The 14741-nt window shown below is 72.7% G+C and carries 13 protein-coding genes; 6 read left to right on the top strand and 7 right to left on the bottom strand.

Going from position 1 to position 14741, the window contains the following annotated elements; translation table 11 throughout:
• Positions 1-6 precede the first annotated feature (6 nt).
• A complete protein-coding gene (locus tag H8838_RS18915; RefSeq protein WP_185994330.1) occupies positions 7-1131 on the bottom strand; it encodes a winged helix DNA-binding domain-containing protein in 1125 nt (374 codons plus the stop codon).
• A gap of 182 nt (positions 1132-1313) precedes the next feature.
• On the opposite strand from H8838_RS18915, the gene H8838_RS18910 reads away from it, so the two are divergent.
• Positions 1314-2621 (top strand): HNH endonuclease signature motif containing protein, encoded by a 1308-nt coding sequence (locus H8838_RS18910; protein WP_185994331.1) that lies wholly within the window; start codon positions 1314-1316, stop codon positions 2619-2621.
• A 61-nt stretch (positions 2622-2682) separates the two neighbouring features.
• Here the strand turns inward: H8838_RS18910 and H8838_RS18905 are convergent, their stop codons facing one another.
• From H8838_RS18905 to H8838_RS18895, 3 genes are read right to left on the bottom strand one after another with little or no spacing between them, the layout of a single operon-like run.
• The gene (locus H8838_RS18905; RefSeq protein WP_185994332.1) at positions 2683-3045 is read right to left on the bottom strand and encodes a VOC family protein; all 363 of its coding nucleotides are present in this window, start codon (positions 3043-3045) and stop codon (positions 2683-2685) included.
• 53 nt (positions 3046-3098) lie between these two features.
• Positions 3099-4121, bottom strand: coding sequence for a succinylglutamate desuccinylase/aspartoacylase family protein (locus H8838_RS18900; RefSeq protein ID WP_224766262.1), 1023 nt, complete (start codon positions 4119-4121; stop codon positions 3099-3101).
• Entirely contained in the window at positions 4118-4645 is a 528-nt protein-coding gene (locus tag H8838_RS18895) for an ATP-dependent zinc protease family protein (RefSeq protein ID WP_185994333.1), read from the bottom strand. Before H8838_RS18895 ends, H8838_RS18900 begins: the two co-directional genes overlap by 4 nt.
• A gap of 25 nt (positions 4646-4670) precedes the next feature.
• Here H8838_RS18895 and rimK point away from each other — a divergent pair, with 25 nt between their 5' ends.
• The 4 genes from rimK (at position 4671) to H8838_RS18875 (ending at position 8978) form a co-directional block, all read left to right on the top strand.
• Positions 4671-5861: a 30S ribosomal protein S6--L-glutamate ligase gene (gene rimK / locus H8838_RS18890; RefSeq protein ID WP_181312965.1), complete on the top strand. Its 1191-nt coding sequence runs from the start codon at positions 4671-4673 to the stop codon at positions 5859-5861.
• A gap of 34 nt (positions 5862-5895) precedes the next feature.
• Complete coding sequence (locus H8838_RS18885) at positions 5896-7236, top strand: MFS transporter (protein ID WP_185994334.1); 1341 nt, start codon at positions 5896-5898, stop codon at positions 7234-7236.
• A 111-nt stretch (positions 7237-7347) separates the two neighbouring features.
• Positions 7348-7932 (top strand): hypothetical protein, encoded by a 585-nt coding sequence (locus H8838_RS18880; protein ID WP_185994335.1) that lies wholly within the window; start codon positions 7348-7350, stop codon positions 7930-7932.
• An 11-nt stretch (positions 7933-7943) separates the two neighbouring features.
• Positions 7944-8978, top strand: coding sequence for a hypothetical protein (locus H8838_RS18875; RefSeq protein ID WP_185994336.1), 1035 nt, complete (start codon positions 7944-7946; stop codon positions 8976-8978).
• Between the two features lie 20 nt (positions 8979-8998).
• Here H8838_RS18875 and H8838_RS18870 read toward each other — a convergent pair whose 3' ends face one another.
• The 3 genes from H8838_RS18870 to H8838_RS18860 all read right to left on the bottom strand — a co-directional run bounded on the left by H8838_RS18870 (position 8999) and on the right by H8838_RS18860 (position 14175).
• A complete protein-coding gene (locus H8838_RS18870) occupies positions 8999-10927 on the bottom strand; it encodes a sensor histidine kinase (RefSeq protein WP_185994337.1) in 1929 nt (642 codons plus the stop codon).
• Between the two features lie 186 nt (positions 10928-11113).
• Positions 11114-13168: a sensor histidine kinase gene (locus H8838_RS18865; protein WP_185994338.1), complete on the bottom strand. Its 2055-nt coding sequence runs from the start codon at positions 13166-13168 to the stop codon at positions 11114-11116.
• A gap of 158 nt (positions 13169-13326) precedes the next feature.
• Positions 13327-14175, bottom strand: a complete 849-nt coding sequence (locus H8838_RS18860) for a prephenate dehydratase (protein WP_181312971.1) — start codon at positions 14173-14175, stop codon at positions 13327-13329.
• A gap of 28 nt (positions 14176-14203) precedes the next feature.
• Here H8838_RS18860 and H8838_RS18855 point away from each other — a divergent pair, with 28 nt between their 5' ends.
• The gene (locus tag H8838_RS18855; protein ID WP_224766261.1) at positions 14204-14599 is read left to right on the top strand and encodes a DUF4446 family protein; all 396 of its coding nucleotides are present in this window, start codon (positions 14204-14206) and stop codon (positions 14597-14599) included.
• Positions 14600-14741: the final 142 nt, after the last annotated feature.

Here is a 14741-nt window from a genome sequence, read left to right as displayed (position 1 = left end):
CTCCTCTCATCCCGTGACCCGCACCACGGGTGTCCTGCCCAGGTAGGCGCCATACCGGGTGGCGGCCTCGTCGATGGCGCAGAGCTCGTGCGCCGACAGCGCGCGGTGCGGTGTGAGGTCGAAGCGGACCCGCTCGGCCTCCAGGGTGCGCTTCATCCCGGCCACGAGCTGACCGGCCACGAGCGCCATGCCGATCGCGGTCTCCCGGCCGCGCGGCACCAGGCCGTCCGGGTCGAGCACCCAGCGGGAGTCCTGGTAGCCGCGGTACATCTCGTCGAGTACCTGGAGCAGGTGACCCCGGGGCTCTGCGGCGGCTGGGTCGGGCGGGGGATCGTGGTCGATGGGGTGCCAGAAGGTCCGCCCGTCGTGCTCGAAGGAGGAGAGCCGGTCGCGGACTGCGGCGATCCCACGCGTGGCCTGTCCCGGCGTGAGCGTGGCCCAGTAGGCGAGGTCCTTGGCGGTCGCAGGCCCGTGCCCGACCAGGTAGCGCCAGGCCAGCCGCGCCACCGCCTCGTTCAGGCCCTCCTCGTCGAGCTCGACCCGGGAACCGATCCGGTCCTCCCAGGCGGCATAGGTGTGCTCCGGGTCCTTTCCGGCGCCGGCCTCGCGCGGTGTCCCGCTGCAGATCCGGCGGTCCATCTCCAGGCCTGCCAGCAGCAGGCCGGTCATCCGGCCCGTGGCACGCGGGGCTAGGTCGGGCACCTGCTCGTGCATCGCGGCGGCGATCTCCGATCGCGTCCGGTGTGGTGCCGCGCGCACGGTCTCCACCACCACCTGGCCCAGCCGGTCGATCTCGGCGGGAGTGAAACCGAGGTCGCGTCGCAGCTGCCCGCCGGGAAGGTCGCGCAGTCGCGGGGACATCAGCGCGAGCAGCGGGTCGAGGTCCTCGCGCGCCACGTAGTGCCAGGTCGAGCGGAGCACGTGCGTACGCAGCACGTCACCGGACGCGAGCAGGCCGGCCAAGTCGGCTGGGTCAGGTGCCTGGGTGCGGGTCGCCACTGCCCAGGCCGACTGGCTCGGGTTCTCCGCCTGCACGCCCAGGAGATGGCGTACGACGTCCAGCGCGGACCCGGCGTGCGGCGCGCTCAGGTGCTGCGTCCGGAGGCGCCAGGCAGCGATCGAGCGGTCCATCTGGGGAGCGTAGCGAAGTGGTCAGTCTGCCCTTTTTCGAACATGTGTCCACAGTGTGGGAATGGGTGCTGCTGGGGGTCTGTCTTGTCAGTGGTGCCCGGTTGACTGGGGTCTGTCGGGGACTCATCGGGGGTCTTCGGTAGGTCGGGACGGGGGTCCTTGGGATGTGGGAGCAGGCGGGTGTGGGGCATCCGATCGCACGCGCGGTCGGGCTGGTGGACGAGGCGCTGGACTGCGCCAAGGGCGCGGACCCCTCGTTCCTCTCGGAGGGTGAGCAGCGGGAGGTGCTGCTGGGGTTGTCGCGTCAAGTCGACCAGCTGGAGCGGCTGCGGATGCGGGTGCTGGGCATCCTCGGTGCGCCCGGTGGGGTGGCGCAGGGTGATGGGGCGAAGTCGGCGGCGACCTGGGTGGCGGGCCGGACCCGGTGCGGGTACGGGTCCGCGCGGGCCGCGGAGAAGCTCGCTGAGGCACTCGACTCGCGGTGGCGGCTGGTGGGTGCCGGGTTGGAGGACGGGTCGGTGAACCTGCCCCAAGCCAGGGTGATCGTGAAGGCGCTGGAGGCGTTGGTGATCGACCCGCTCCCGGGTGAGGAGGTCCCCGACGACGTGCTCGCCCGCGCGGAAGCACACCTGGTGGAGTGCGCGGGTGTGTTCACCCCCGCCCAGCTGGAAGCACTCGGTGCGAAGATCCTGGCGGTGGTCGCCCCGGCCACCTGTGAGGAGCACGAACGCAAAGTCCTGGAGCGGGCCGAGCGGCGGGCGAACGCGGCCACCCGGTTGACGTTCCGCAAGCGGGGCGACGGCGCCACCGACGTGGCCGCGCGGATCCCGGACCAGATGGCGGCGCGGTTGAAGACGTATCTGGAGGCGTGGACCTCGCCGAAGCAGGACGACGGCAAGGACACCGGTGCCGCCACCGGTCTGGGGGCGTTTCCTCACCGGGATCCCGCGACGGGTCTGCGGTTGCCCCAGGAGCGGTTGCACGGGCAGGCCTTCTGCGCATTCCTCGAAGCCGCCGACCCCAGCAGGGTCCCGGCGCACGGCGGGTCGGCGACCCGAGTGCTGGTCACCATGAGCCTGGAAGCCCTACGCAGCGGGCTCGGCACGGGGTCGATCCTCAGCAACGGCGAGGACGTCACCACCCTCTCGGCGGGACAGGTCAGAAGGCTGGCCTGCCAGGCGCAGATCATCCCCGTGGTCCTGGGCGCGAAGTCGCAGGTGCTGGACCAGGGTCGGGCGTCGCGGTTCTTCACCGACAGCCAGCGGACCGCGAAGACGTTGACCCAGCGGGTCTGCGGGGCCGAGGGCTGCTCGGTCCCCTCGACCTGGTGCGAGGCCCACCACGGGCGTGATCCCTGGGGCCACGGCGGCAATACGGACCTGGACGACCTGCTCTTCCTGTGTCCCTGGCACCACCAACGTGCCCACGACCCCGCCTTCACCACCACCCAGCACCCCGACGGGTCCCTGCGCTACCACCGACGGACGTAGACCTACGCCCAGGTGCCGCCCAGGTGCCGCCCGGATGGCTCCCGACTGGGCAGCCCGTCTGTCAGCTCAGGCAGAGGCAGAACGGGTGCCCCGCCGGGTCGAGGAGGACCCGGAAGCTCTCGCCCGGCTGGTGCTCGTGCTTGGTCGCGCCCAGCCCGAGGACCGCGCTCTCCGCGGTGTCGAGGTCGTCGACCACCACGTCGAGGTGCATCTGCTGGGGCTGCTCCTGCCCCGGCCAGACCGGCGGCACGTAGTTCGCCACCCCCTGGAAGGAGAGGCTCTGCCCGTAGTCGGCACGGACGTCGATCCAGCCCCCGTCCTCGTCCGGATGGATCTCCCAGTCCAGCAGCGCGGCGTAGAACGAGGCGAGGGCGTCGGGGTCGGGGCAGTCCAGGACGATGGTCGGGAAGCGTGCGATGGCCATGCGTCAGCCTAGGGCTCGGACGCCGTCGGGCACACCCCTCCGGCGCCCCCGACTCAGGCAGGCGTGGCGATGTGCACGACGGCGTCCCCGGAGTTGACCAGCGGCGCCTCGGTCCGACCGATCACGATGCCGCCGCGGCGCGCCCGGATCACCCGCAGCGTCCGCCCGAAGGAGTTGGACAGGTGCCCGAGCCGGTCGCCCTCCTCGACCCGCTGGCCGAGGGTCACGTCGAGGTGCAGGAAGCCGGTGTGCCGGGCCCGCACCCAGGTGCTCTCCCGGCACTCGACGTTGACCAGGGGGTCCTCGCCACAAGTGTCCCCGCCACCCGCCGCGGCCCCGGCGCCGTCAGCAGGAGTGAAGCCGCCGGAGGCGTCCTCGTCGATCATCCCGAGCCGGCCGAGCACCCGGCGTACGCCGTCGACGCCGGCGGCGATCGCCCACTCGTCGAACCGCCACGCCTCCCCGCCCTCGTACAGCAGGACGGTGGCACCCACCTGGCCGGCGGCGTGCCGCAGCGACCCGTCGCGCAGCTTGGCGTGCAGCATCACCGGGGCACCGAACGCCTCCGCCAGCTCGCGGGTGACCGGGTCGTCGAGGTCGGCGCGCACCTGGGGCAGATTGGTCCGCCGGTCCGAGCCGGTGTGCAGGTCGATGCCGACCGAGCACTTGGCGACCACCTCGGTCATCATCAGGTGGGCGATCCGCGAGGCCAGCGAGCCGCGCGGCGAGCCGGGGAACGACCGGTTGAGGTCGCGTCGGTCGGGCAGGTAGCGGTCCCCGGTCATCACCCCGAGCACGTTGACCACCGGGACGGCGATCAGCGTGCCGCGCAGCGTCTTGGCGGAGAGGCCGGCGAGCACCCGGCGTACGACCTCCACGCCGACCAGCTCGTCGCCGTGGGTGGCGGCGTTGATCCAGACCGTGGGGCCGTCCTCCCGGCCGTGCAGCACCCGGACGGGCAGGCTCACGTCGGCGCCGGTGACCAGCCGGGTGACCGGCAGCTCGAGCTCCCGGGCGCTGCCGGGCCGGATCCGGACCTGGCCGATGGCGAACGAGTCCCGCGCGACGCGCTTCACGTGCCGCTCCCTGCCGGTCGTCCCCGGTTCTTCCGCCGGGTCCCGCGCTTGGGCCGCCCGCCCAGGTAGGAGCGCGCGGGGTCGACGAGGAACCCCTGGCGCAGCGCCTCGCGCCCGATCAGCATCCGGAAGCCCATCTCGTCGCGGCGGCTCAGCGTCATCTCGCAGGTGATCCGGCGGCCGACCAGGGTGAGGTCCATCAGCACCACCAGCCGCTCCTCGGTGTGGCCCGAGGAGCTGCGCACCGAGCGACGGTCGTGGATCGGGCACTCGACCACCACGGCGTCGTCGGTGGAGCGCTGCCACGGGTGCAGCGAGAACCGGACCCACGCCTGTCCGTCACGCTCGAGCTCGGTGAGGTCGAAGGCGTGCACGGACGACGTACGGGCACCGGTGTCGAGCTTGGCCTTGAGCCAGGGGACGTCCGCGTCCGGCAGGCTCACCCACTCACGCCACCCGGCGACGATGGGCTGACGGGGGTCGGTGTTTGAATGAGCCCCGTCCGCGGTACTCGCGCTCGTCACCTCACCTGCTCCTCAAGGATCCACGTTGAAGCTGGCCATCCTCTCCCGGGCGCCACGCGCCTACAGTACGCAGCGGCTGCGCACCGCCGCGCAGGATCGCGGGCACACGGTCAAGGTGCTCGACACCCTCCGCTTCGCGATCGACATCTCACACGACGAGCCCGATCTGCAGTTCCGGGGCAAGCCGCTGTCGCACTACGACGCGATCCTGCCGAGGATCGGGAACTCGATCACCTACTACGGCACCGCCGTGGTGCGGCAGTTCGAGCAGATGGACGTCTACACCCCCAACCCGTCGTACGGGATCTCGAACTCGCGCGACAAGCTGCGGGCGACCCAGATCCTCTCCCGGCACGGCATCGAGATGCCGGCGACGATGTTCGTGCGCAACCGCGCCGACGTGATCCCGGCGATCGAGCAGGTCGGCGGGGCGCCGGTGGTGATCAAGCTGCTCGAGGGCACCCAGGGGATCGGCGTCATCCTGGCGCCCGAGCTCAAGGTCGCCGAGGCGATCATCGAGACCCTCCAGTCCACCCGGCAGAACGTGCTGATCCAGCGCTACGTCAAGGAGTCGCGCGGCCGCGACATCCGCGCCCTCGTGGTCGGCGACCGGGTCGTCGCCGCGATGCGGCGCAGCGCGCAGGGCGACGAGTTCCGCTCCAACGTGCACCGCGGCGGGTCGGTCGAGGGGATCTCGCTCTCCCCGGAGTACGAGCGGGTGGCGGTGCGCTCGGCGCAGATCATGGGGCTGCGGGTCGCCGGCGTCGACATGCTCGAGGGTGACGACGGGCCGCTGGTGATGGAGGTCAACTCCTCGCCCGGCCTGGAGGGGATCGAGTCCGCGACCAAGCTGGACGTGGCGGGCGCGATCATCGACTACATCGACAACCAGGTCGCCTTCCCCGAGATCGACGTGCGGCAGCGGCTCACCGTCTCCACCGGGTACGGCGTCGCCGAGATCGTGGTGCTCCCCGGGGCCGACCTGGTGGGCAAGAAGCTCGGCGAGTCCGGGCTCGACGACCGCGACATCAGCGTGCTGACCCTGCACCGCGGCACCCAGGTGATCCCGAACCCGCGCAACAAGACCCTGCTCGAGGACGGCGACCGGCTGCTCTGCTTCGGCAAGCTGGAGGAGATGCGCTCGATGATCCCCGAGCGCAAGCGGCGTCGGGCGCGGGTCCGCAAGCTGCCGACCCAGCCCATCCACGGCGACTGAGGCGCGCCACCACGCCCATCACTACGGTGGTGCCGTGAGTCGCGCCGACGTCCTGTTCGCCCGCCTGGTCCGCACGCCCGGCGGGCGCGACACCACCGGCACGCTGAGGCCCGAGGTGCGCGAGCACGTCGGCAGCAACGGGCTGCGCCAGGTCGCGGCCGACGCGCTGCAGAACGTCGGCGACCAGGTGGTCAACGCCAAGACCGTGCTGCCCTGGCTGCTCAGCGCGGTCGGCGCGCCGGGGGTGCTGCTCGGGCTGCTGGTGCCGATCCGGGAGTCGGGCTCGATGCTGCCGCAGGCGGCGCTGGCCCCGCGGGTGGCGAGCCGGCCGGTGCGCCGGTGGATCTGGGTGACCGGCGCGCTCGGCCAGGCGGCCTCGGTCGCGGCGATGGCGCTGGTCGCCCTGCTCACCGAGGGCTGGGTGGCCGGGGTCGGGGTGCTGCTGGCGCTGGCCGTCTTCTCCACCTCCCGGGCGCTCAACTCGCTGGCCGGCAAGGACGTGCTCGGGCGGACGGTGCCGAAGGGCCAGCGCGGTCAGATCAACGGCCTGGTCACGGTGGCCGCGGGACTGGTCGCGGTCACGCTCGGGCTCGCGCTGCGGGTCTTCGGGGGCGACGACGTGGGCCTGGGGGTGCTGGTCGGCCTGCTGGCCGGCGCCGCGGTGGCGTGGGCGCTGGCCGCGGTCGTCTTCGCCGGCGTCGTGGAGCCCGTCGAGGAGCCGGTCGACGACGCCGAGGACCAGGGCTGGTTCCGCAGCGCGGTCGCCTCCCTGCGTGAGGACGCCGGACTGCGCCGCTTCGTGCTGGTCCGCGGCCTGCTGCTGGTCTCCGCGCTCAGCCCGCCGTTCGTGGTCGCGCTCGCGGTGACCGAGGGCGGGGCGGGCCTGGCCGGACTGGGTCCGTTCGTGATCGCCCAGGGCGTCGCCGGACTGGTCGGTGGCCGGCTCTTCGGCCGCCAGGCGGACCGCTCCTCGCGCCGGCTGATGGTGCTCGGGGCCGCGCTCTCCTCCGCGGTGGTGCTCGGCTTCCTGGCCCTGCTCCTGGTCGACCCGATGCGGGAGTGGGCCTACCTCTACCCGGTCACCTACCTGTTGCTGGCCTTCGTGCACACCGGCGTCCGGGTCGCCCGCAAGACCTACGTCGTCGACATGGCCGGCGACGACCGGCGGACCGAGTACGTCGCGGTCTCGAACACCGCGATCGGGGTGCTGCTGCTGGTGGCCGGTGCGTTGTCCGGAGCGCTCGCGACCTTCGGCAACGAGGTCGCGCTGCTCTTCCTGGCGGCTCTCGGTCTGCTCGGCGTGCTGGTGGCGCGGACCCTGCCCGAGGTCGGGATCGCCGCCGACGAGCCGGCCTCGCCCGCAGCACGCTCCTGACCGGGTCGCCCTCACCGGGTCGGTGACCAGCGCGGGCCGGCACGGGTGCGGGTCGGCGTCGGTTCGGGCACACTGGCGAGACACGCACACCGGCCTGAGGGGGGCGGCGAGATGACTCGTGTCGAGGGAGCGGACGCGGCCGACGGGCCCCCGCCCGCCGAGGCCGTACGTCGGCTCGGCCGCCTGGAGGCGGCGACCGGTGGGGTGACCGTGCTGACGGGCGTCGCGATGGCCGGTCACCTGATCGGTCCCTGGACGCTGGACGAGTCCCTCGCCTGGGGCGTGGGCGCGGGCTCCGGTGCCGCGTTGCTGTGGGTCCTGGTGCGTCTCTGGATCCCGGCTCGGCCGACGATGGCTGCGGCTCCCGCGGAGCAGTCCGAAGGTGAGGCGGCGGAGCAGCCAGAGACCGAGGACGAGGCCGAGGACGGGGACGGGGACGGGGACAGCGCCGAGGGCGGCTGGGACCTGAGCGGTCTCCTCCTGGCCTGCGTCGTCGTCCCACTCGTCGTCGTGCTGGGGCTGGTGATCCAGGGCTGGCCGCTGGTGCTGCTGGTCGGAGGGTTCGCCTTCGCCGCGCCCGACGTGGACGCTGCGCAGGTGCTCAGGGCCTTCTTCCTCAGCCTGGGCGTCGTCGTCCTGTTCGAGGTCGCGGTCTCCGTGCCGCTGATGCGTCGCTGGGGCATGGACCCCGGCTGAGGACGACGGACATGTCCGCGCCGAGCACGCCGCGAGCCCCGGGGATCCCGAGGCCCGGGACGCTGCCCGGGACGCTGGTGGCCGGGACGCTCCTGGCGGTCGCGCTGCTCGCCGGCTGCGCCACCGGCGGCTCGCCGTCGCCCCGCACGGGCAGCGGCGCGGCGCCGCCCGACTCGGCCGGCTCGTCGGCCCCGTCCGCTCCCAGCAGCCCGTCGATCAGCACCCTGCCGCCGATGCCGGCGTCCGACGACGACCCGCCGGACGGGAGGCTGGTCGCCGACCTGCGCCAGTCCTCCCGCGACGCGGCGCTGGGACGGTTCCAGGTGTGGGTGGGCAACGGACTCGGCGCGGAGCTGACGCCGATCCGGGTGCGCTACCGCGATCCCAGGTTCCGGCGGCCGGTCAGCGGGGAGCGGCTGCGGACCATCCCCTCGGGGACTGCTCGCGGCTTCCCGCTCGCGCTGCCGCCCCGACCTCGCTGCCTGGGACCCGGCGGCCAGGGAGGTCTCCGTCCGGGTGCGGCTCCCGGTGTGGTCGAGGTGCGAAGCACGCGCGAGGTCAGCGGCTCCGCGGTCCGCCGCGTGCACGTGGAGGACGAGGCCGACGTGGTGCAGCGGTACGTCGCGGCCCGGTGCTTCCAGCTCGACCTGGACCGGGTCGCCACGCTCTCGTTCGCCGACCGGCTCCGCCCGACGGGTGACGACGCCGCCGAGCTGCTCCTGCGGGTCACCCCGCGGGGTCGGCCCGGCCGCCGGGTCCAGGTCGACACGGTCTCGGGCACCCCCGTGCTCACCCCGCCCGGGCAGCCCGTGTGGGAGCCGGCCGCCTCCGTGGCCGGGGACGGCGAGCCGCTGGTGCTCGCACTTCCGGTCGGTCCGGCCCGGTGCGACGCGCACGCATTCGCGGAGTCGGGTGGGGCCACCGCGTTCCGGGTGGCGCTGCGGCTGGACGGCGAACCCGGCGAGGTCCTCGTCCGGATGGGCCCCGAGGGTGCCGCGGCAGCCCTCGCCTTCGCCCAGGAGGTCTGCGGGTCCAGCCCGGACTGACGGACTGACGGACTGACGACTCAGGCCGAGATGCCGAAGCGCCCCAGCCGGGCGTCCAGCGGGATGGAGACGGCGAACGTGGTGCCCCGGCCGGGGGCCGACATCACGGTCACCTTGCCGTCGTGCCCGGCGACGATCGCCTGCACGATGGAGAGTCCGAGACCGGTGCCGGGCACCGCCTTCTTGTAGGACTCGTGGGTGCGGAAGAAGCGCTCGAAGAGCCGCTCCTGGTCCTCCGCGGAGATGCCGACGCCGGTGTCGGAGACCAGCAGGCCGGCCGAGCCCTCGCGGGCGTGCGCCTCGACGGTGATCCGCCCGCCCGCGGGGGTGAACTTGACCGCGTTGCTCACCAGGTTGAGCACCACCCGCTCCAGCGCCGAGTGGTCGCCCAAGATCTGGATCGGGCCGTGCTCGAGCTCGAGGCGCAGCTCCAGGTCCCGCCCGCGGACCATCTCGGTCAGCATGTCCTGGACGTCGCCGACCACGTCGCGGAGGTCGATCGGCGTCCGGTCGAGCTGCAGCAGGCCCGACTCCGCGCGCTCGAGCACCAGCAGGTCCTCGACCAGGTTCTCCAGCCGCTCGGTGTTGCGGATGACCCGGCGCAGCGCGTCGGTCTGCCTCTCGTTGAGGTCGCCGAAGACGCCCTCCTCGAGCAGCTCGGTGTAGCCGGTGATGCTGGTGATCGGGGTGCGCAGCTCGTGGCTGACGGTGGAGACCAGCTCGTGCTTGACCCCCTCGGCCTCCTGGAGCGCCAGGGCGGCGGTGTGCTCGCGGCTCATCGCCTGGAGCATCGCGCGCTCGCTGCGTACCCGGCTGGTGACGTCCTCGCCGGCGGCCAGGTAGCCCACCACCCGGCCGCCCGCCACGATCTCGCTGACGCTCAGGGAGACGATGTGCCGCTGCCCGTCCTTGCCCACCAGCTCCCACTCGCGCCGGCCGCCGTGCGCGACCTGGGCGAGCGTGAGCACGTCCAGTGCCGGGCTCCCGGTGCCCAGGGACATGGCGTGCCGCAGGCCCTCGTCGTAGTCGATCACGACGGCGGTGGTCCGCCCGCGCATCTCGTCGGCGGTGTAGCCCAGCAGCTGCTCGGCCCCGACGTTGAAGTGGGTGATCCGCAGGTCGGTGTCCATCGCCACCAGCAGCGTGTTGACCGCGGCGTCCAGGATCCGCTCCACGGTGGCGGTCGCCCGGCCGAGCAGCAGCTCGTCGCGGGAGAGGCGCCCCAGGGCGTCCAGGCGCAGCGGCTCCTCCTCGTAGGCCAGCACCTGCTTGCGGTAGAGCGCCACGAAGACGAAGACCGGCATGATCAGCGCCCAGGCGAGCAGCAGGCGGGCGCCTGCCTCCTGCCCGACCTGCTCGAGCAGGCCGAGCGCGTCGCGGCGTACGACGAGGGGGTGGAGCAGTCCGTCGACCAGCAGGGTGACCGTGATCGCCGCCGGGTAGACCAGCACCATCGCCAGCGACGGCACCCGGCGCTTGCACATCTCCAGCAGCCACACCAGCAGGACCACCTCGGCGGCCACCAGGAGACCGGCCACGAGCACGGCCCAGGGGGAGGAGCCGGCGAGCTCGGCCGGGATCGCCTGGACGGCGTTGACCCGCGGCCGGCCCTGCACCAGGCCGTCGATGAAGTAGACCAGCGTGAGCAGCACGTGCACGCCGAGGACCAGGACGACGACGTTGCGGACCACCTGCAGGTCGCGGCCGACCACGACGGTGACCAGGATGGCGAAGATCAGCCCGGCGTACGCCGTCTCCCCGGCGCTGACGCTGACCGTGTCGGTGAGCGGCAGCTCGTGGGAGAGGCCGACCAGGCCGGCGACCACCATCACGGTGGCGATGTATCCGTAGAGCAGGACGAACTGGAAGACGGTCTGACGGATCGCCAGCACCAGGGGGGTGAGCGCGTACGCCGCCACGCAGGCGACGAACAGTTCAGGCCCTTCCATGGCTACCTTCTGGGCTATCTACGCGGTGGGTCCGGTCGAGCGGTGGTCCGGTTTACCGGGTGACCGTAGAGGGAGCCGTCGGGCATCGTCCCCGGAATCGGGACAACAGGGCCGATCGGTCGGGGCGCGGTCCAGACCACCGGCGGGCCGTTGCGGCGGGCTCGCCCAGGGGCGCGTCCGGCAGCCTCAGACGGCGGTGCCCATGCCCGTGCCCAGCCCCTCGCCCAGCCCCGTCCTGACCCCGGTGCCGAGCCCAGTGGTGAGACCGGGGTGCACCGTCGTGGTGTCGTGCGCGACGGCCGTCAGCGGCAGGCTCACGGTGACCGTGGTGCCCTCGCCGTGGGTGGAGGCGAAGCTGACCTCGCCGCCGTGGCCGGCGACCACGGCCTGCACGATGCTGAGGCCGAGCCCCGAGCCCGGGATGGCCAGGGCGTTGGCCTCGTTGGAGCGGAAGAACCGGGCGAAGACCTGGTCGGCGTCCTCGACCGGCACGCCGATGCCGGTGTCGGCGACGGTGAGCCAGGCCTGGCCGGCGTCGGCGACCACGCGCAGGGCGATGGTGCCGCGGCCGGGGGTGAACTTGACCGCGTTGCTGAGCAGGTTGATCACCAGCCGGTCCAGGGCGGCGCGGTCGCCGTCGACGACCACCGGGTTGGCCGGCAGGGAGACGCTGAACTTCAGGTCCCGGCCACGCACCATCTCCGCGACGATCGACTTGGTGCCGCGGATGACGTCGCACAGGTCCACCGGCTCGCGCAGCAGCGGCAGGGGCGCCTGCTCGACCCGCTCCAGCACCAGCAGGTCGTCGACGAGCTGCTCGAGCCGGGCGGTGTTGCGCAGCACCCGGTCCAGTGCGGCGACCTGCTCGGGGCTCAGCTGGCCGTAGGCGCCGTCGTAGAGCATCTCGGTGTAGCCGGTGATGCTGGCGATCGGCGTACGCAGCTCGTGGCTGACGGTGGAGACCAGCTCCTGCTTGACCCGGTCGGCCTCCTGCAGGCGGACCAGGGCGTCGTGCTCGCGGCTCAGCGCGGTCATCATCGCGGTCTCGACCCGGAGCCGGCTGGTGACGTCCTCGCCGGAGAGCACGTGGCCGACGACGTGGCCGTCGGCGATCACCTCGGTGACGCTCATCGAGACCGTGGGGCACACGTCGTCCCGGGCGATCATCTGCCAGTCCCTGCGGGCCCCGACGCTCATCTGCAGCGAGACGACGTCCGCCAGGTCCGGGCCGGTGCCCAGCGCCGCGGCGTGCCGGGCGATCTCCTCGGCCGGGAGCAGCACCTCCAGGCCCTGGCCGCAGACCTCCTGGGGCGTCCACCCGAGCAGCGCCTGGGCGCCGACGTTGAAGTGGGTGATCCGCAGCTCGGTGTCGAGCGCGATCAGGATGGTGTTGGTCGCCGAGTCGAGGATCCGCTCGACGGTGGCGTTGACCCGGCCGACGGAGGCGCTGGTCGCCAACGCCAGGGAGCGCTGCTCGGCCAGCTGGGAGGAGGCGCGCTCGAGCTCCTCGATCAGCGGGTCGCGCGAGGTGGAGAGCAGGTGGCGCAGGTGCAGCGGGCGGTCCTCGAAGGCGTGCACCACCGGCCGGTAGAGGCCGACGAAGAGCAGGAGCGGCGGCAGGAAGAGCACGGTCACGATGAGCTTGTCCACCAGCTCGGCGCCGACCGGCTGTCCGCTGATCAGCGAGGTCAGCAGGCCGTGCACCAGCATCACCGCCACGTAGACGGCGGGGTAGACCACGCCCATCAGTGCCCGCGGGAGGCGGCGCTTCGCCAGCTCGAGCATGGCCAGCACCAGGAGCAGCTCGCCGACCACGAACGCGGCGAAGAGCACCACCGCCAACGGCTCCTGGTAGGCGTACGCGGGGTTGATCCCGTACGGGTTGGCCGCACCGGGGGCCGTCAGGGCCGCCCGGGCCAGGGCGAAGATCACCAGCCCGAGCGCCGTGACCGCCGTGGCGACCGCCAGCACGTTGCGGATCACCTGGAGATCGCGACCGAGGACGATCGTGACCAGCGCGGCGAACAGGAACCCGGCGTACCCGAGCTCACCGGGCAGCAGCACCAGGTCCGCGGTGACCGGCACGTGGTAGAGCCCGCCGAGGACGGAGCCGAAGGCGAGCATGCCGGCCAGGTGCGCGTAGAGCAGCAGGAACTGGACCCGGCTACGGCGCAGTGCGTAGAGCAGCGGAAGGCCGGCGTAGAGCAGCACGCTGCAGACGAGCAGGCCCACGCCCTCCATCGCTCCTCCGAGTCGGCCCGGCGCTGCGAACCGTCCTGCGGTCACACGTCACCGCGCCGAAGCCTGCCACAGGGTGGGCGCGTGTGCAGTCGAACGCGCAAACGCATGTCCCGCCCGCCCGGCGTGGGCGGCCCGCGCGCCCGGGGGAGGGGGAATGGTCAGGAGCGGCGCTGCGGGGACGCCGGGAAGACGCCGAGGATCTTGACCTCGGTGGTGAAGAACGCGAGCTCCTCCAGCGCCCGGGCGAGCGCCGGGTCGGCCGGGTGCCCGTCGACCTCCGCCAGGAACCGGGTGGAGACGAACTGGCCGCCCACCATGTAGCTCTCCAGCTTGGTCATGTTGACGCCGTTGGTGGCGAAGCCGCCCAGCGCCTTGTAGAGCGCGGCCGGGATGTTGCGCACGTTGAAGATGAAGCTGGTGACCATCGGCCCCTCGCCCGGCGGCGGTTCGACCAGGTCGCGGGAGAGGACGACGAACCGGGTGGTGTTGTGCGCCTCGTCCTCGACGTCGGTACGCAGCACCTGCAGGCCGTAGATCTCGGCGGCCAGCGGCGGGGCGAGCGCGGCCTGGGTGACGTCGCCGGCCTCGGAGACCTCGCGGGCGGCGCCGGCGGTGTCGCCGGAGATCACCGGGGTCAGCCCGAGCTCGCGGATCACCCGGCGGCACTGACCCAGGGCGTGCACGTGGCTGTGCACCGTCCGGATCGTGTCCAGCGTGGCGCCCTCGACGGCGACCAGGTTGAAGACGATCCGCAGGAAGTGCTCGCCGACGATGTGCAGGCTGGAGGCGGGCAGGAAGTGGTGGATGTCGGCGACCCGGCCGGCCAGCGAGTTGTCGATCGGGATCATCGCCAGCTCGGCGTCCCCGCCCTCGACCACCGCGAACACGTCCTCGAAGGAGGCGCACGGCACGGCCTCCCAGTCGGGGTAGTGCTGCCGGCAGACGATGTGGGAGTTGGCCCCGGGCTCGCCCTGGTAGGCGATGCGGGGGCGTGGGTCGCGGCTCACGGGTCGATGGTCCCATAGGGTGCTCCGCGTGTGGTTCGTCGTGGTCCCTGCCCTGGTCCTGGCCCTGGTCTCCGTGGTCTTCTCGGTCGTCGCGATGCGGCGTACCGCCTCGATCCGACCCCGGGCCGGCGCCGCGCTGCCCGAGGACGTCGGCGGACTGCGGCGCGAGGTCGCCGCGCTGCAGGAGGCCACCCGCGGCGCGCTGCGCCACCTCGCGGTCGTCCGGTACGACGCCTTCGGCGACGTCGGCGGCCACCTCTCCTGGTCCATCGCGCTGCTCGACGACGCCGGCGACGGGGTGGTGCTGACCTCCATCCACGGCCGCAGCGAGGCGCGCACCTACGCCAAGACCGTCGCCGCCTGGTCCAGCGAGCAGCCGCTCTCCCCCGAGGAGGAGGAGGCCGTGGCGCACGCCAAGGCCTGAGCGCTCGTCTCGCTCGGCTGGGTGAGTGTGCGGTTTCACCGGGGCCCCGGTGAAACCGTCAGCTCTTGACCGTTGCAACGGTCGAGAACCGAGAGTTTTCCTCAGGAAGTTCGGGTGCCTGAGGTGCTGTCAAGAAATGGTT

Origin of the sequence: Nocardioides campestrisoli (genome assembly GCF_013624435.2) — a bacterium.
Lineage (GTDB): Bacteria > Actinomycetota > Actinomycetes > Propionibacteriales > Nocardioidaceae > Nocardioides > Nocardioides campestrisoli.
This window is presented reverse-complemented; position numbering and strand designations above follow the sequence as displayed.